The organism is Sphingomonas paucimobilis NBRC 13935 (assembly GCF_000739895.2).
Lineage (GTDB): Bacteria > Pseudomonadota > Alphaproteobacteria > Sphingomonadales > Sphingomonadaceae > Sphingomonas > Sphingomonas paucimobilis.
Map to the genome: position 1 here is coordinate 74844 of NZ_BBJS01000011.1, position 16435 is coordinate 91278.

Genomic DNA, 16435 nt, shown 5'->3' on the forward strand with positions numbered 1-16435 from the left:
ACCGGACAATTAGGCCAGCGACGCCTTCACCAGCCCGCTCGCCTTGCTCATGTCCAGCACCGCCGCATGGCGTGCCTTCAACTCGGCCATCACCCGGCCCATGTCCTTCATGCCGGACGCGCCGATCTCCGCCTTGATCGCCTCGATCGCGGCCTTGGTTTCGTCCTCGGTCAGCGTCTGCGGCAGGAAGCGCTCGATCACCGCGACCTCGGCCTTTTCGGCGTCGGCCAGTTCCTGGCGGCCGCCCTGTTCGTACATCGCGATCGATTCGCGGCGCTGCTTGACCATCTTTTGCAGCACTTCGATCACGACCATGTCGTCATCGGCGGGCGCGTCGCCGGTGCGGAGTTCAATGTCGCGGTTCTTGATAGCGGCCTGGATCAGGCTGATCGCCGCGCGGCTTTCCTTGTCGCCCGCTTTCATGGCGGCCACCTGCGCGGCCTTGATGTCGTCGCGAATCATGTTTTTTCCGTCTTGTCTGAAAGGCGGGGACGATAGCCGATGGAACCAATTCCGTGAACCGGTTGACGCGGCGGCCATCGGGGTCTAGCGGACGCCACTTAGCGACATTGCAGACATTTTAAGCAGGAGTGCCCGCCGATCATGGCCGACGCCAAGCCATTCGTCATGCCCGAAAAGCCCGAAGGCGCCACGGGCGTTCTCGTTCTGGCGAACGGAGACGTGTTGTGGGGGCGCGGTTTCGGCGTCGAGGGTGATGCCGTGGGCGAGGTGTGTTTCCACACCGCGATGACCGGCTATCAGGAGATCATGACCGACCCGTCCTTCGCGGGCCAGATCATTACCTTCACCTTCCCGCATATCGGCAATGTCGGCGCGAACCCCGACGATATCGAGGCGGACGCGCCGCATGCGCTGGGCATGATCGTCCGCGAGGATCCGACCGCCCCGTCCAACTTCCGCGCGATGGAGAACCTCGCCGGATGGATGGCACGGCACAACCGTATCGGCCTGGCGGGTATCGACACCCGTGCGCTGACCCGCCGCATCCGCGCGGCCGGCGCGCCCAACGGCGTGATCGCGCATTCGGCCGCCGGTGAGTTCGATATCCCCGCGCTGCTGGAGAAGGCGCGCGCCTGGCCGGGGCTGGAGGGCATGGACCTGGCGAAGGACGTGTCGACCGAGCTGCATTATGGCTGGGGCGAGACGCGCGAGGGCGGCCTGTGGCGGCTGGGCTTCGGCTATACGGGCGCGGAGGGCGCGGATCGCCCGCACGTCGTCGCGATCGATTATGGCAGCAAGCACAACATCTTCCGCAACCTGGTCCAGGCCGGTGCGAAGGTGTCGGTGGTCCCCGCCACTGCCTCCTACGAGGATGTGATGGCGCTGAACCCGGACGGCATCTTCCTGTCCAACGGCCCCGGCGATCCTGCGGCGACTGGCGAATATACCGTACCGGTGATCCGCCAGCTGCTCGACACGGGCAAGCCGCTGTTCGGCATCTGCTTGGGCCACCAGCTTCTGGGTCTGGCGGTCGGCGCCAAGACCACCAAGATGCACCAGGGGCACCGCGGCGCGAACCACCCGGTCAAGCGCCTGTCCGACGGTCTGGTCGAGATCACCAGCATGAACCACGGCTTTGCGGTCGAGCGCGAGACGCTGCCTGCGAACGCGCGTGAGACGCATGTGTCGCTGTTCGACGGGTCGAATGCGGGTCTGGAACTGACCGACCGACCGGCCTTCTCGGTCCAGTATCACCCCGAAGCCTCGCCGGGGCCGCAGGACAGCTTCTATCTGTTCGAGCGGTTCGTGGGGTCGCTGAAGGGATAACGACCCATGGTTCGCTTTCGCATCAAGGCAGAGCACGTCGAAGATGTCTTCGCGATGCTAGCAGATGTGAAGATCGAGCCGATCCACGTGCAGGATCGCGGCGACGGTGGAGTTGCTATCGAGATTGGCGAAATCTCGGATGAGCAAGGTCAAGCGATCGCCGCAGCGTTCCGGCCAGAATGGTCGGCCATCATTGGAATAATCGGCGGGGTTCCGCCGCTTGAGAGGCACTAATGCCAAAACGCACCGACATCTCCTCCATCCTCGTCATCGGCGCTGGCCCGATCGTCATCGGTCAGGCGTGCGAGTTCGACTATTCGGGCACGCAGGCGATCAAGGCCCTGAAGGAAGAGGGCTATCGCATCGTCTTGGTCAATTCGAACCCGGCGACGATTATGACCGATCCCGAGCTGGCCGACGCGACCTATGTCGAGCCGATCACGCCCGCTGTCGTCGCCAAGATCATCGAGAAGGAACGCCCCGACGCGGTCCTGCCGACCATGGGCGGACAGACCGCGCTGAACACCGCGCTGGCGCTGTTCCATGACGGCACGCTGGAAAAGTTCGGCGTCCAGATGATCGGCGCCGATGCCGAGGCGATCGACAAGGCCGAGGATCGGCAAAAATTCCGTCTGGCGATGGACAAGATCGGGCTGGAATCGGCCCGCTCGGCGATCGCGCATACCGAGGCGGAGGCGCTGGCGGGGCTGGAGAAGGTCGGCCTGCCCGCGATCATCCGTCCCAGCTTCACGCTGGGCGGCACCGGCGGCGGTGTGGCGTATAACCGCGAGGAGTTCATCGCGATCGTTCGCGCCGGGCTCGACGCTTCGCCGACGACCGAGGTGCTGATCGAGGAATCGCTCCTCGGTTGGAAGGAATATGAAATGGAGGTCGTGCGTGATCGCAACGACAATTCCATCATCATCTGCTCGATCGAGAATATCGATCCGATGGGCGTCCATACCGGCGACTCGATCACCGTCGCGCCCGCGCTGACTCTGACCGACAAGGAATATCAGATCATGCGCAACGCCAGCCTGGCGGTGCTGCGGGAGATCGGCGTGGAGACGGGCGGCTCGAACGTGCAGTTCGCGGTCAATCCCAAGGACGGCCGCCTGATCGTCATCGAGATGAACCCGCGCGTGTCGCGTTCGTCGGCACTGGCGTCGAAGGCGACCGGCTTCCCGATCGCCAAGGTCGCGGCCAAGCTGGCGGTCGGCTATACGCTGGACGAGATCGAGAACGACATCACCGGCGCGACCCCGGCCTCGTTCGAGCCGACGATCGACTATGTCGTCACCAAGATCCCGCGCTTCGCCTTCGAGAAGTTCAAGGGCTCCGAGCCCTATCTCTCGACCGCGATGAAGTCGGTCGGTGAGGTGATGGCGATCGGCCGCAACATCCATGAATCGATGCAGAAGGCGCTGCGTGGGCTGGAAACCGGCCTGAGCGGCTTCAACGATGTCGAGCATCTGGTGGGCGCGCCGCGTGCCGAGATCGAGGCGGCGCTGGCCAAGGCGACCCCGGACCGGCTGCTGGTCGCCGCGCAGGCGCTGCGCGAAGGCTTCACCGTCGCCGAGGTCCATGCGATCGCCAAGTACGATCCCTGGTTCCTGGAGCGGATCGCCGAGATCGTCGCGGCCGAGGCCGAGGTGATGCAGAACGGCCTGCCGCAGGATACGGCGGGCATGCGCCGCCTGAAGGCGATGGGCTTTTCCGACAAGCGGCTGGCCTATCTGGCGCTGCAATCGGCGAACCTGCGCGGCATGGATCGCGGCATCGCGCGCGGCTCGGGCCTGATCCACGAAGTCGTCAAGATGATGACCGGCGGCGTGACCGAGCAGGAGGTGCGCGAGCATCGCCAGAAGCTGGGCGTGCGTCCGGTCTTCAAGCGGATCGACACCTGCGCCGCCGAGTTCGACGCCAAGACGCCGTACATGTACTCGACCTATGAAGCGCCGACCTTCGGCGAGCCCGAGGACGAGGCGGTGCCGAGCGACCGCAAGAAGATAGTCATCCTGGGCGGTGGTCCGAACCGGATCGGGCAGGGGATCGAGTTCGACTATTGCTGCTGCCACGCCTGCTTCGCGCTGGCGGATGCGGGCTATGAGACGATCATGGTCAACTGCAACCCGGAAACGGTCAGCACCGACTATGACACCTCGGATCGCCTGTATTTCGAGCCGCTGACCGCCGAGGACGTTCTCGCCATTCTCGACGTCGAGAAGTCGAAGGGCGAACTGGTCGGCGTGATCGTGCAGTTCGGTGGCCAGACCCCGCTGAACCTCGCCCGCGCGCTTGAAGCCGCTGGCATCCCGATCCTGGGCACCAGCCCCGACGCGATCGACCTGGCCGAGGATCGTGAGCAGTTCGCCGCTTTGGTCGACAAGCTCAAGCTGCTTCAGCCCAAGAACGGCATCGCGCGCAGCCGCGAGGAAGCGCTGATCGTCGCCGAGCGCGTCGGCTATCCGGTGCTGATGCGCCCCAGCTTCGTGCTGGGTGGTCGCGCCATGGAGATCGTCGACGGCCCGCAGCAGCTCGAGGATTATATCCAGACGGCGGTGCAGGTGTCGGGCGATGCGCCGGTGCTGATCGACCAGTATCTGCGTGACGCGATCGAGGTGGACGTGGACGCGATCTGCGACGGCGACCAGGTCGTCGTGGCGGGTGTGCTCCAGCATATCGAGGAAGCGGGCGTCCATTCGGGCGACTCGGCCTGCTCGCTGCCGCCCTACAGCCTGCCCGAGGAGATCATCGCCGAGATCGAGCGTCAGGCCGAAGCGCTGGCGCGCGGCCTGAACGTGCGCGGCCTGATGAACATCCAGTTCGCGGTGAAGGACGGTCAGGTCTATCTCATCGAGGTCAACCCGCGCGCCAGCCGCACCGTGCCCTTCGTCGCCAAGGCGATCGGCACGCCCATCGCCAAGATCGCCGCGCGCGTCATGGCGGGCGAAAAGCTGGCCGACCTGCCGCCAATCGATCGTCACATCGATTATTATGCGGTCAAGGAAGCGGTCTTCCCCTTCGCGCGCTTCCCCGGCGTCGATCCGGTGCTTTCGCCGGAGATGAAGTCGACGGGCGAGGTCATGGGCATCGACCCCGACTTCACCACTGCCTTTGCGAAGTCGCAGCTCGGCGCGGGCACCGTCCTGCCGACGGAAGGCGCGGTGTTCATCAGCGTGAAGGACAGCGACAAGCCGCATATCGTCCCCGCGGCCAAGCTGCTGGCGGAGGCGGGCTTCGCGATCGTCGCGACCGGTGGCACCGCCGATTATCTCGATCGCGCGGGCGTCACGGTTGAGAAGATCAACAAGGTGGCGCAGGGGCGTCCGCATATCGTTGACCGGATCAAGGACGGCGGCATTACCCTGATCTTCAACACGACCGAGGGATGGCAGAGCCTGAAGGACTCCAAGCCGATCCGTCAGGCGGCGCTGGGGCAGAAGATTCCCTACTTCACCACAGCGCCCGCCAGCGTCGAAGCGGCGAAGGCGATTGCGACCGCAGGCACCCGTGGTCTTGAAGTACGCCCCCTGCAATCCTACTATTCGCGTTCGCACAACTGATCCCGACATGAGAACATGATGTGCTGGCGGACCGCTCTCCCGGTTGGGGAGGGTGGTCCGTACCGGGAATGCGTAAGAATTGGGGACAGATATTATGGCGACCGTCGAAAAGATGCCGATGCTCCAGGAGGGCTATGACAAGCTCACCCAGGACCTGCGGCGTCTGAAAGAGGAACGGCCGCAGATCGTCGATGCGATCGAGGAAGCGCGGGCACATGGCGACCTGTCCGAAAACGCCGAATATCACGCGGCCAAGGAGCGTCAGGGCCAGATCGAGGCGTCGATCGCCGACATCGAGGACAAGCTGAGCCGCGCGCAGATCATCGATCCGAAGGACCTGTCGGGCGACAAGATCGTGTTCGGCGCGACCGTCACGCTGCTCGACGAGGACGACAAGCCGGTCAAGTATCAGATCGTCGGCCAGACCGAGGCGGACGCCAAGACCGGCCGCATCAGCTACAACTCGCCGCTGGGCCGTGCGCTGATCGGGCGCAAGGTCGAGGAAGAGGTCGAGGTGACGGTGCCGTCAGGCGATCGCTATTACCTCGTCAGCAAGATCGAATTCATCTGATCCGATGAACTGGACAGCGGCACGGGCGACGACGGCCATCGCGGTCGTCACAGCGATCGTGTCGCTGTTCCTGATCCTGACCGGCATGGTGCCGGATGCGGCGGTCGGGGCGGGCTTCATCCCCTTGCGCTTCGAAGGCGCGGCGCTGCCCCCCGATTTCGGCTTCGCCGTGCCGACGCTGCTGACCCCGTTGACCGCGACGCTGGTCCATGGCGGGTTCGCACATATCGCGTTCAATCTGATCATGCTGGTCTATTGCGGCGCGCAGACCGAGCGCGCGCTGGGCCCGCGCGGGATTGTCGTCCTTTACATCGTCGGCGCCTATGCGGCGGCAATGGCGCAGTATTTTCCCGATCCGAGTTCACCCATGCCGATGATCGGCGCGAGCGGCGCGATCTCGGCGATCGTCGGGGCCTATGCGCTGCTCTTCGGGCAGCGTCGTGCGACGCGCGGCATTGCCGGCTTGTCGGCGGAGCTGACGCATGTGCTGTGGCTGGCGGCGGGCTGGATCGGTATCCAGCTACTGATCGGCTATGCCGGCATGGGCATGGGCGCGATCGCGGTGGCCGCGCATATCGGCGGGTTCGTGGCGGGGCTGGTCTTCGCCAAGCCGCTGCTGTTGTGGCGTTACCGTAACGCCTGAGGCGGATGGGGCTTCATGCCCCGAGCGGGGTTTTCACATCGCCCGGCATGACCGTTTTCCCGTGCACTTCGACTTCGCTCAGTGCGAACGGAGGGGGATCGGCTCAAACAGACGCTCGGTACGAGCGTGATGCGGTGTATGGGGCGGATTCCTAATCCCAACCGTCGTTCAGCCTGAGCGAAGTCGAAGGCCGCGCCCCCAACTTCGCCCAAAACCAGGATCAGTCGAGCGTCGGCTCCAGCAGCCGGTGCAGATGCACGACGACGAACTTCATTTCCGCGTCATCGACGGTCCGCTGCGCGGCGGCGCGCCAGGCCTTTTCGGCGCTGGCATAATCGGGGAACACGCCCACCACTTCCAGCGCGGCGGGATCGACAAAGTCCAGGGTCTGCGGGTCGCTGACGCGGCCACCGAAGACGAGATGCAGCTTGCTCATGATGTCTCCTGAAGAATTGCCCGCTCCCTAGCGGCAAGCCGCCTGCGATTGAAGATGCTCTTTCACGCTCGCAACGCTTTGTCATGACCGATGACAGGCGGGGTGGTTCCGTCCTAGGGAATGGGCATGAACCAGATGCCGACCCATTCCCCGTCCGCCTCCTATGATGTTCTGATCGTCGGCACCGGCCATGCCGGCGCGCAGGCCGCGATCGCGCTGCGGCAGGAGGGGTTTGCGGGCACGATCGCGATGGTCGGCGAAGAAGCCTATCCGCCCTATGAGCGCCCGCCCTTGTCGAAGGATTATCTGGCCGGCGACAAGCCCTTCGAGCGGATCCTGATCCGTCCCGAACGCTTCTGGACGGAGCGCGACATCACGCTTCGGCTGGGTGAGGAGGTCGTCGCGGTCGATCCCGAAGCGCGCTGCGTCACCACGGCCGGGGGTGCCGTGATCGACTATGGCCATCTGATCTGGGCCGCAGGCGGCCATGCCCGGCGGCTGAGTTGTGCCGGTCATGACCTGGCGGGTGTGCATGGTGTGCGGACGCGTGCCGATGTCGATCGGCTGATCGCCGAACTGCCGAGCGTCGAGCAGGTGGTGGTGATCGGCGGCGGCTACATCGGGCTGGAGGCGGCCGCCGTCCTGACCAAGTTCGGCAAGCAGGTCACGATCGTCGAGGCGCAGCCGCGTGTGCTGGCGCGTGTGGCGGGCGAGGCGCTGTCGCGCTTCTACGAGGCCGAGCACCGGGCGCACGGCGTGACCGTGCGGCTGAACGACGGCGTGAACTGTATCGAGGGGGACGGCAAAGTGACCGGCGTTCGCCTTGCCGATGCTACGGTCCTGCCGGCGCAAATGGCGATCGTCGGGATCGGCATCATACCGGCCGTCGCACCGCTGATCGCCGCCGGGGCAGCGGGCGACAATGGCGTGACGGTCGATGCGCAAGGGCGGACCAGCCTGCCGCACATCTTCGCGGTCGGGGATTGCGCCGCGCATGCCAACGCCTTTGCCGGCGGGGCCGTCATCCGCCTGGAGTCGGTGCAGAATGCCAATGACCAGGCGACCGCCGCCGCGCGAACGATCGCGGGGCGCGAGGCGGCCTATCATGCCGTGCCCTGGTTCTGGTCGAACCAATATGATCTGAAATTGCAGACAGTCGGACTGTCGATCGGCCATGACCGGGCGATCCTGCGCGGTGATCCGGCGACGCGCAGCTTCTCGGTCGTTTATCTGCGCGAGGGGCGGGTGATCGCGCTCGACTGCGTCAACGCGATGCGCGATTTCGTGCAGGGCAAGGCGCTGGTGGCGGATGGCGCGGCCGTGGCGGAGGATGCGCTGGCCGATGCGACGCAGCCGCTCAAGACGCTCTGGCCGATTGGCTGATGGCCGGTTGGGCCTAAGTTGACTGTCTTGAGGAAACCCCGCGTCAACTGGCCAGTGCGCGTTCGGTATCCTCGCGGGCCTGGTCGACCAGCACGATCGTCGCAGCGCGTGCCGCCGCCGCGTCGCCATCGGCGATGGCGGCGAAGAGCTGGCGGTGTTCGGGCATGGAGTCTCGCGGCACGCGGCTGCCGCGATGCTTGTAGAGCGTGGTCCAGCGGACGGCCGCGCCGATGCTGCCAGACAGGCTGATCAGCAACTCGTTGCCCGTCGCTTCTAGGATGATGTTGTGGAACAATTGGTCGGCGGCGCGGCCCTGTTCGGTGTGGAGGCCATGTTCGCCCATCGCCTCCAGCGCGGCGCCCATGCGCGAGAGCTGGCGCGTGGTGCGACTGATCGCGGCAAGTTCGGCGGCGGCGGGCTCGACGATCAGGCGAAGCTGGAACAGGCTGCTGACGAAGCCAGCGGGCGGCTCGCCCTCGAACATCCAGGCGAGAAGATCGGGGTCGAGCAGATTCCATTCCAGCCGCTCGCGCACCCGCGTGCCCGCCTTGGGCTTGCTGACCACCAGCCCCTTGGCCGACAACATGCGAAGCGCCTCGCGCACCACCGAGCGCGACATACCGCGCTGCTCGGCGATTTCGACCTCGCCCGGCAGGGTCGATCCCGGGGCGATCCGGCCGGTCACGATGGCGACACCGATATCCCGCGCCAGCGCGCTATGGGCGGGTCCGCGCCGCTTCAAGGTGGTCACTCGGTGGGTTCCTCCCCGGATGGTCCGTTGTTGTCAGACCTTTCTATGGACCGAAGCGCGGAAAGGAAAGCGCGGCGGTACGTTACGCGCCCGCTTGCACCACATATGATACCATGTATCATTATTGAATACGCCAGTTGCCCCCGACCCCGTGTCGCGGCACGATGCGGTATTCACCGATCCATGAGGGGGTCCGTTTTTCCATGCGTTTCCGCAACCTTCTGCTCGCCGCCAGCGCGCTCGCCGTCCTGACGCCCGCCACCGCGCAACAGGCACCCGTGACGGGTCAGCCGGTCAAGGTCGTCACCGACTCGACGGTCAGCGACATTCCGCCCCACTTCACGCCGCCGACCAACGTCGCCGAGCGGGATTATGACAAGCGGGTGGTGATGATCCCGATGCGCGACGGGACGAAGCTCTATACGGTGATCGTCGTCCCCAAGGGCGCGGTCAACGCGCCGATCGTCCTGACCCGCACGCCCTATAACGCCGCGGGTCGCGCCAAGCGTTCGGACAGCGCCAAGATGATCGAGGCGCTGCCGCTGGCCGATGAGGAGTTCGTCAAGGCGGGTTATATCCGCGTCTATCAGGACATTCGCGGCAAATATGGCTCGGAGGGGGAATATGTCGTGACGCGCCCCGTCATCGGCCCGTTGAACGCGACCAAGGTCGATCACACCACCGATGCCTATGACACGATCGACTGGCTGGTGAACAAGGCGAACCTGCCTGAATCGAACGGCCGCGTCGGCATGATCGGTTCGTCTTATGAAGGCTTTACCGTCGTCATGGCGCTGCTGAACCCGCACCCGGCATTGAAGGTCGCGGCGCCCGAAAGCCCGATGATCGATGGCTGGATGGGCGACGACTGGTTCCATTACGGCGCCTTCCGCCTGGCCAATATCGGCTGGATCGGTTCGCAGACCGGTTACAAGGGTGAGGGGACCGCGCCGTCCAGCGGCGGCTATGACGATTATGAAAATTTCCGCTACGGCTCAGCGAACGACTGGGCCAGGAAGTCGGGATATGACCAACTGCCCTTCTGGCAGCGCATCGTCCAGCACCCGTCCTATGACTTTTATTGGCAGGGCCAGGCGCTCGACAAGCTGCTGGCGGCCAATCCCTCCAATGTCCCGACCATTTGGGAACAGGGGCTGTGGGACCAGGAGGATATGTACGGTGCGATCACGTCCTGGGAAGCGCTGAAGGCCAAGGGGAAGCTGGGCAACAACTTCCTCGTCATGGGCCCGTGGCGGCACAGCCAGATCAACCGCACCGGCACCAGCCTGGGGCCGTTCCAGTGGAATGGCGACACCGCCAAGCAGTTCCGCCAGGACATGGTCCTGCCGCTGTTCAACCAGTATCTGAAGGACGGTCCGGCGGCCAATCTGCCCAGCGCGGCGATCTACAACACCGGGGAGAATCATTGGGACAAGCTCACCCAATGGCCGCTCGCTTGTCAGACTGGTTGCGCCGCCCCGCTGACCCCGCTCTATCTGGCGGACGACGAGGGGCTGAGCTTTGACAAGCCGGCGGCGGGGCAGGACAGTTATGTCTCCGATCCGGCCAATCCCGTGCCGCATCTATCGCGGCCGGTGAACTTCAGCGACGGCCGCTGGGGCGACTGGCTGGTCAGCGATCAGCGTCATGCCGATGGCCGCACCGATGTCGTCACCTATCGTTCGCCCGTGCTGACCAAGGCGGTGCGGGTGTCCGGCGCGCCGATCGCCGACCTGTTCGCGCGCACGACCGGCACCGATGGCGATTTCGTCGTGAAGATCATCGACGTCTATCCGTCCGAGGATGCGATCGAACCCAAGATGGGCGGCTATGAACTGCCGATCAGCCTCGACATCTTCCGGGGACGCTATCGCAACAGCTTCGCCAACCCGACCGCCATCCCGGCGGGCAAGGTGCAGGAATACAAGTTCCGCCTGCCGACGGTGAACCATGTGTTCCAGCCGGGGCACCGGATCATGATCCAGGTCCAGTCGAGCCTGTTCCCGCTCTACGACCGCAATCCCCAGACCTTCGTGCCCAATATCTTCACGGCGAAGGCCGGCGATTACAAAAAGGCGACGATCACGCTGGAGCGCGGCGGCGCCAATGCCAGCCGCGTGTGGTTGCCAGTGGTGCCGGTCGACCAGTCGGCGGTCATCGCCCGCTGAATGTAGCAGGGGGCCGGGTGGACGGCAGCGCCGATCCACCCGGTCTCGCGCCCCAAGCGATTGCGGTTCATCGTAATTTTTTAAAGGCCCTTGGACCGGGGCCTCGCAATTGTTATCCTTTTAAGGTGGCTTCTCCCACCACCCTGAATGCGGCGCCTTTGCCGTTGGTCGACGATGCGATCGGACCGGTCGCCAGCGATCCGGATACGACGCGGCGCTATCTGGCGCTGATCGCGGCGGCGACCGATCGCCTGATGGGGGCCGACGACCCGGCGCGGATGATCGAGGCGCTGTTCGAGCTGATCCGGGACGAATTGCGGCTGGACCTGTTCTTCAATTTCCGGCGCGATGCGGATGATATCCGTCTGGAAGCCTGTGGCGGGCTGAGTCCGGCCCAGCGCCGCGCCATGGCGGATCTGGATATCGCCGGCTCGCTCTGCGCACGTGCCATGCGCGAGCGGCGGGTGCTGCACTTGACCGACATCCAGCACTCGGACGACCCGGCCGCCGCCTTTGTGCGTTCGATCGGGGTCAAAGCCTATCTGTGCATGCCGCTTTTCTATGGCGAGCAATTGCTCGGCACGCTCAGCTTCGGGCGACGCGCGGCGGGGCCCTTCACCGATGAAGAGCAGCGGCTGCTGTCGCTGCTGTGCCATTATGTCTCGCTCGCCAAGCATCGGCTGCGGATCGAGCAGGCGTTGCGGGAAGGCATCGAAACCCAGACAAGGCTGCTGGACGAACTTAATCACCGGGTCCGCAACGCGCTTCAGGTTGCGATCGGTCTCGTCACCAACGAGGTTCGTGCCGCCGCCGACCCGCGGACACGCGCCGCCTTGGGTCGGGCGGCGGAGCGGCTGCAGGTGCTCGCCAGCGCGCATCGCCCGCTTTACGCGACCGCCGAGCCGGGGCTTGTCGATCTGGCCGCCCTGTTCGGTGATGTGATCGGGCAGTTGCGCGGCGACGAGGCACCGCCCGAGATCGCAGCGCCAGACGCCATCGCCGTGCCCATCGAGCGGGCGGTTGCCGCCGCCCTGTTGCTCGACACCATGTTGGAGGCGCAGATCGGGGTGCCGCGCATCCATATGACGACGCGCCAGATCGATGGGAACGAAATGCTGCGCATATCGTTTGACGGCGTTGGATGGGAGCGTGGCGTCGATCTGGTTGGGACGGATCGATTGGTCGCGAGATTATGCCATCAACTGCGTGCGACGCTGACGAGCGAGGGAAGTGGGTGCCTCATTTTGGTTATGCCGCATGATGGCGGCGAGCATCGGCACGGTCCCGCAGTCTGACGAAAGCCGGTTCGGCGACCAGCAGCTCAAGCTGCTGATCATCGAGGACGAGGCCTTGGTCGCCATGCTCGTTGAAGATGCGCTGACGCTTCACGGCCATCACGTTACGGGCGTCGCCGACACGGTCGCCGCCGCGATGGAGCTGGTGGAGGCCGAGCGCCCCGATCTGGTGCTATGCGACGTCAAGCTGGCCGATGGCGATAGCGGCATCATGGCGGCGCAGATGATCGCCGAGCGCGGCATCCCTTGTGTGTTTCTCAGCGGCAATTGCCCCGATCATGGCGGTCATCCGCTGGTCATCGGCTGCATCTCCAAGCCGTTTCGCGCGGGCACTTTGGGGGCGGCGGTCCATGCCGCCTATGTCATCGCCCGGGGCGGACATCCCAACGATCCGCCCGCCGCGCTCAGACTTTACAACGGCAATTAGGGACGATTGCCGAGGCCGTTCATCCGGGGAAGGGGGCGGGCTTATGCCGCGATCAGGGCAGGATTTAGCGACCGGTAGCCCAAGAGCCCGGCAAATCCTCGACCTCGGCGGCGATCGCGTCTTCCAGCTTGGCCAGGATATGGTCGAGTTGCGCGGCTTCCTCGTCGGTCAGCGTGCCAAAGGCGAGGTCGACGATCTCGCGGCGCAGCGGCTCGGTCTGCTCCAGCACCTGTCGGCCCATATCGGTGATGTCCAGCCGCTTGGCGCGCCGGTCGGCCGGATCGGGCACGCGCCGCACCAGCCCGTCGCGCTCCATCGTATCGATCGCCTGGGTCACGGTACGCGGCGCCAAGCTGAAGCATTCGGCAATGTCGGCGGCGCGGACCGGCGCGTGCTTGTTCATGAACATCAGCATCTTGGCACGCGCCAGCGATGCCCCCTGCGCCGCCATGCGCCGGTCGAGCAGTCGATGAAGACGCATGTACAGGCGGCCATAGCGTACGAGCAGGGGTTCGCGGGTCTGCATAATATGAGGTAGCTCAATAAATGGTCTTGCCTTATTGTGCAAGTGCGAGCAAATGCACCATCAAGTTCTATTGATTCCATCGACAGGGAGGCCGGCATGGCCGACGCTAACCAAGTAAATGACGGCCAGGAAGACGCCGCAACCCACGTGCCGCAGGACGATGCGGCCGAGGTCGCATCGCCGCAGAAGAAGCGGCGTATCCGGGTCATTCTGCTTGTCGTGGCCGCCATCGCGATTATCGGCGGGGTGTTCTGGTATGCGCGCTACAAGAGCGTTGGCCAGTATATGCAGTCGACCAACGACGCCTTCATCCAGGCGGACGCAGTGACCGTGGCGCCGAAGGTGTCCGGCTATGTCGACAAGGTGTTCGTCGGCGAGAATCAGGACGTCAAGGCCGGCCAGCCGCTGCTTCAGATCGACACGCGCGATTATAGCGCGCAGACCGCGCAGATTCAGGCGCAGATCGGCGTCGCACGCGCCAATGCCGAGGGCGTTCAGGCGCAGATCCGCGAGCAGCAGGCCGCGATCGACCGCGCCCGCGCCGAGCTTCGCGCCGCGCAGAGCGATGCCGCCTTCGCCCAGGCCGAAGTGACGCGCTACACTCCGCTCGCCGCCTCGGGGGCGGAGAGCCGCGAGCGCCTGTCGCAGCTTCAGAACCAGGCACGCCAGGCCAATGCCCGCGTCGCCAGTGCCTCCGCCGCGCTCGCCGCTGCGCAGCGCCGCGTCGGCACACTGAATGCCCAGGTGCAGCAGGCCCGCTCGCAGGGCCAGGCCGCCAAGGCGCAGCTCGATGCCGCCGAGGTCAATCTGGGTTCGACCCTGATCCGCGCCTCGATCGCGGGCCGTGTCGGCAACAAGACGGTGCGTGTCGGCCAGTTCGTACAGGCCGGCACCCGTACCATGTCGATCGTGCCCGTCAGCCAGCTTTATATCGAGGCGAACTTCAAGGAAACGCAACTGGGCCTGATGCGCCCCGGCCAGCCGGTGAAGATCGAGGTGGATGCGCTGCCCGATGTCGAGATCAAGGGCCATGTCGAAAGCGTGGCACCGGGCACCGGCGCGCAATTCTCGCTGTTGCCACCGCAGAATGCGACCGGCAACTTCACCAAGATCGTCCAGCGCGTGCCTGTCCGCATCGCGGTCGACGCCGATCCGCAGACGCGCAGCCTGCTCGTCCCCGGCATGTCGGTCGAGGTGGTCGTCGACACCCGCTCGGCCAAGGGTGCTTTGAAGCGCATCGCCGAGCAGCAGGACCAGCATAACGAAGCGCGGGAGGGGGCGCAGGGCCGGTGAGCGCCGCTGCGGCCCCCGCCCGGGGCGGCCCGGCCAAGGCACCTGCCCGTGCGAGTGGCGGTGCCCCGGCCAAGGCCGACCTGACCGCCTGGCTGGCCGTCGCGGCGGGCAGCATCGGCGCGCTGATGGCGACGCTCGACATCTCGATCGTCAATTCCGCGCTCCCCACCATCCAGGGCGAGATCGGCGCGAGCGGGACGGAGGGGACGTGGATCGCGACCTCCTATCTGGTCGCCGAGATCATCATCATCCCGCTGTCGGCCTGGCTCGAGCGCTTGCTTGGCCTGCGCACCTTCCTGCTGATCGCCTCGATCCTGTTCACGGCCTTTTCGGTGCTGTGCGGGCTTTCGACCAATTTGACGATGATGATCATCGGTCGCGCGGGGCAGGGGATTACGGGTGGCGCGCTGATCCCGACCGCGCTCACCATCATCGCCACCCGCCTGCCGCGCGAGCAGCAGCCGATCGGGACCGCCTTTTTCGGCGTCACCGCCATTCTCGGCCCCGTCATGGGGCCGTTGATCGGTGGCTGGCTGACCGAGAATATCAGCTGGCATTATGCCTTTTTCCTGAACGTGCCGGTCGGGGCGATCCTGGTCACATTGCTGCTCGTCGGCCTGCCGCACCAGAAGCCGCATCTGTCGGAGCTGTTGAAGGCCGACTGGCTGGGCATTGCCGGCCTTGCTTTGGGGTTGGGCGGCCTGACCGTCGTGCTGGAAGAAGGCCAACGCGAGCAGTGGTTCGAGTCGCGTGAAATCATCGAGCTGACCATCCTGTCGATCATCGGCTTCGGCCTGTTGTTCGCCGGCCAGTTCGTCGCGTCGCGGCCCGTCATCCGGCTGAAGCTGCTCCTCGACCGCCAGTTCGGCAGCGTGGTCATCATGGGCATCGTGCTGGGCATGGTGCTCTACGGTACCTCCTATGTGATCCCGCAGTTCCTGGCCGCGATCGCCGGTTATAACGCGTTCCAGGCGGGCAAGGTGGTGCTGCTCAGCGGCATTCCCAGCCTGATCATGATGCCCTTCACTCCGTTCCTGATCAAAAAGGTCGATATCCGTATCGCGGTGGCGCTGGGGCTGGGCATCATGGCGCTGAGCGCAGGGATCGACACCGTGCTGACGGCGGACTCGACCGGCAGTTCGTTCACCGACTCCCAGTTGTTGCGCGGCGTCGGCACCATCCTAGGCATGTTGTTCCTGAACCAGGCGGCAATCTCCTCGGTGCCGCCCGAACAGGCCGGTGACGCCGCCGGGCTGTTCAGCGCAGCGCGCAATCTGGGCGGCTCCTTCGCCTTGGCCGGTATCGCGACCGTCCAGGACCAGCGCAGCTTCCTGCACGAGCGGCGTCTGGAGGAATCGCTGTCGGCCAATGCCCAGTCGGTGCAGGACTGGCTTACCGGGCTGACCCAGCAATTCGGCAGTACCGAGGCGGCCTATCGCATGATCGGCAATACCATCCGGCAACAGGCGCTGGTGATGACCTATAACGACCTGTTCTGGATTTTGTGCGTGGGCATCCTGATGGTGATGCCGCTCGTCCTCTTCCTCCGCCCGCTGCCCCAGGGCGGCCCCGTGGCGATGCATTGAGA

General features: G+C 65.2%; 15 protein-coding genes. 11 read left to right on the forward strand and 4 right to left on the reverse strand.

All coding sequences use genetic code 11. The features are described from left to right. Positions 1–9: 9 nt before the first annotated feature. Positions 10–462, reverse strand: a complete 453-nt coding sequence (locus SP6_RS03305) for a GatB/YqeY domain-containing protein (protein ID WP_007404070.1) — start codon at positions 460–462, stop codon at positions 10–12. A gap of 141 nt (positions 463–603) precedes the next feature. On the opposite strand from SP6_RS03305, the gene carA reads away from it, so the two are divergent. The 5 genes from carA (at position 604) to SP6_RS03330 (ending at position 6568) form a co-directional block, all read left to right on the forward strand. Continuing rightward, positions 604–1788, forward strand: a complete 1185-nt coding sequence (gene carA / locus SP6_RS03310; protein WP_007404210.1) for a glutamine-hydrolyzing carbamoyl-phosphate synthase small subunit — start codon at positions 604–606, stop codon at positions 1786–1788. Positions 1789–1794: 6 nt separating this feature from the next. Next, positions 1795–2022 (forward strand): hypothetical protein, encoded by a 228-nt coding sequence (locus tag SP6_RS03315; protein WP_037568004.1) that lies wholly within the window; start codon positions 1795–1797, stop codon positions 2020–2022. Continuing rightward, positions 2022–5354 carry a carbamoyl-phosphate synthase large subunit gene (carB, locus tag SP6_RS03320; protein WP_007404011.1) on the forward strand — a complete coding sequence of 1111 codons (3333 nt, stop codon included), beginning with the start codon at positions 2022–2024 and terminating at the stop codon, positions 5352–5354. The genes SP6_RS03315 and carB overlap by 1 nt, the downstream gene beginning before the upstream one ends. 94 nt (positions 5355–5448) lie before the next feature. Then, positions 5449–5925: a transcription elongation factor GreA gene (greA, locus tag SP6_RS03325; protein WP_007404021.1), complete on the forward strand. Its 477-nt coding sequence runs from the start codon at positions 5449–5451 to the stop codon at positions 5923–5925. A 4-nt stretch (positions 5926–5929) separates the two neighbouring features. After that, positions 5930–6568: a rhomboid family intramembrane serine protease gene (locus SP6_RS03330; RefSeq protein WP_007404012.1), complete on the forward strand. Its 639-nt coding sequence runs from the start codon at positions 5930–5932 to the stop codon at positions 6566–6568. A 220-nt stretch (positions 6569–6788) separates the two neighbouring features. Here SP6_RS03330 and SP6_RS03335 read toward each other — a convergent pair whose 3' ends face one another. Then, positions 6789–7004 (reverse strand): DUF4170 domain-containing protein, encoded by a 216-nt coding sequence (locus tag SP6_RS03335; protein WP_007403996.1) that lies wholly within the window; start codon positions 7002–7004, stop codon positions 6789–6791. Between the two features lie 126 nt (positions 7005–7130). Here SP6_RS03335 and SP6_RS03340 point away from each other — a divergent pair, with 126 nt between their 5' ends. After that, complete coding sequence (locus SP6_RS03340) at positions 7131–8387, forward strand: NAD(P)/FAD-dependent oxidoreductase (RefSeq protein WP_007404144.1); 1257 nt, start codon at positions 7131–7133, stop codon at positions 8385–8387. A 43-nt stretch (positions 8388–8430) separates the two neighbouring features. Here the strand turns inward: SP6_RS03340 and SP6_RS03345 are convergent, their stop codons facing one another. After that, positions 8431–9138: a FadR/GntR family transcriptional regulator gene (locus SP6_RS03345; RefSeq protein WP_007404072.1), complete on the reverse strand. Its 708-nt coding sequence runs from the start codon at positions 9136–9138 to the stop codon at positions 8431–8433. Between the two features lie 203 nt (positions 9139–9341). Between SP6_RS03345 and SP6_RS03350 the strand changes: the two genes are divergently transcribed. The 3 genes from SP6_RS03350 (at position 9342) to SP6_RS03360 (ending at position 13028) form a co-directional block, all read left to right on the forward strand. Next, positions 9342–11306 carry a CocE/NonD family hydrolase gene (locus tag SP6_RS03350; RefSeq protein WP_007404187.1) on the forward strand — a complete coding sequence of 655 codons (1965 nt, stop codon included), beginning with the start codon at positions 9342–9344 and terminating at the stop codon, positions 11304–11306. 158 nt (positions 11307–11464) lie between these two features. Continuing rightward, the gene (locus SP6_RS03355) at positions 11465–12601 is read left to right on the forward strand and encodes a GAF domain-containing protein (protein WP_007404230.1); all 1137 of its coding nucleotides are present in this window, start codon (positions 11465–11467) and stop codon (positions 12599–12601) included. Next, positions 12564–13028: a response regulator gene (locus SP6_RS03360; protein WP_082052413.1), complete on the forward strand. Its 465-nt coding sequence runs from the start codon at positions 12564–12566 to the stop codon at positions 13026–13028. The genes SP6_RS03355 and SP6_RS03360 overlap by 38 nt, the downstream gene beginning before the upstream one ends. Before the next feature lie 64 nt (positions 13029–13092). On the opposite strand, the gene SP6_RS03365 is transcribed toward SP6_RS03360, so the two are convergent. Further along, the gene (locus tag SP6_RS03365; protein ID WP_007404034.1) at positions 13093–13554 is read right to left on the reverse strand and encodes a MarR family winged helix-turn-helix transcriptional regulator; all 462 of its coding nucleotides are present in this window, start codon (positions 13552–13554) and stop codon (positions 13093–13095) included. Between the two features lie 96 nt (positions 13555–13650). On the opposite strand from SP6_RS03365, the gene SP6_RS03370 reads away from it, so the two are divergent. Next, the gene (locus SP6_RS03370) at positions 13651–14847 is read left to right on the forward strand and encodes an HlyD family secretion protein (RefSeq protein ID WP_007404087.1); all 1197 of its coding nucleotides are present in this window, start codon (positions 13651–13653) and stop codon (positions 14845–14847) included. After that, positions 14844–16433, forward strand: a complete 1590-nt coding sequence (locus SP6_RS03375) for an MDR family MFS transporter (RefSeq protein ID WP_007404239.1) — start codon at positions 14844–14846, stop codon at positions 16431–16433. The genes SP6_RS03370 and SP6_RS03375 overlap by 4 nt, the downstream gene beginning before the upstream one ends. Positions 16434–16435: the final 2 nt, after the last annotated feature.

What these genes read in the sequence shown, in the direction of transcription:
- SP6_RS03305 (WP_007404070.1), bottom strand. Translation starts at nt 462, where the DNA reads ATGATTCGCGACGACATCAAGGCCGCGCAGGTGGCCGCCATGAAAGCG.
- carA (WP_007404210.1), top strand. Translation starts at nt 604, where the DNA reads ATGGCCGACGCCAAGCCATTCGTCATGCCCGAAAAGCCCGAAGGCGCC.
- SP6_RS03315 (WP_037568004.1), top strand. Translation starts at nt 1,795, where the DNA reads ATGGTTCGCTTTCGCATCAAGGCAGAGCACGTCGAAGATGTCTTCGCG.
- carB (WP_007404011.1), top strand. Translation starts at nt 2,022, where the DNA reads ATGCCAAAACGCACCGACATCTCCTCCATCCTCGTCATCGGCGCTGGC.
- greA (WP_007404021.1), top strand. Translation starts at nt 5,449, where the DNA reads ATGGCGACCGTCGAAAAGATGCCGATGCTCCAGGAGGGCTATGACAAG.
- SP6_RS03330 (WP_007404012.1), top strand. Translation starts at nt 5,930, where the DNA reads ATGAACTGGACAGCGGCACGGGCGACGACGGCCATCGCGGTCGTCACA.
- SP6_RS03335 (WP_007403996.1), bottom strand. Translation starts at nt 7,004, where the DNA reads ATGAGCAAGCTGCATCTCGTCTTCGGTGGCCGCGTCAGCGACCCGCAG.
- SP6_RS03340 (WP_007404144.1), top strand. Translation starts at nt 7,131, where the DNA reads ATGAACCAGATGCCGACCCATTCCCCGTCCGCCTCCTATGATGTTCTG.
- SP6_RS03350 (WP_007404187.1), top strand. Translation starts at nt 9,342, where the DNA reads ATGCGTTTCCGCAACCTTCTGCTCGCCGCCAGCGCGCTCGCCGTCCTG.
- SP6_RS03360 (WP_082052413.1), top strand. Translation starts at nt 12,564, where the DNA reads ATGATGGCGGCGAGCATCGGCACGGTCCCGCAGTCTGACGAAAGCCGG.
- SP6_RS03365 (WP_007404034.1), bottom strand. Translation starts at nt 13,554, where the DNA reads ATGCAGACCCGCGAACCCCTGCTCGTACGCTATGGCCGCCTGTACATG.
- SP6_RS03370 (WP_007404087.1), top strand. Translation starts at nt 13,651, where the DNA reads ATGGCCGACGCTAACCAAGTAAATGACGGCCAGGAAGACGCCGCAACC.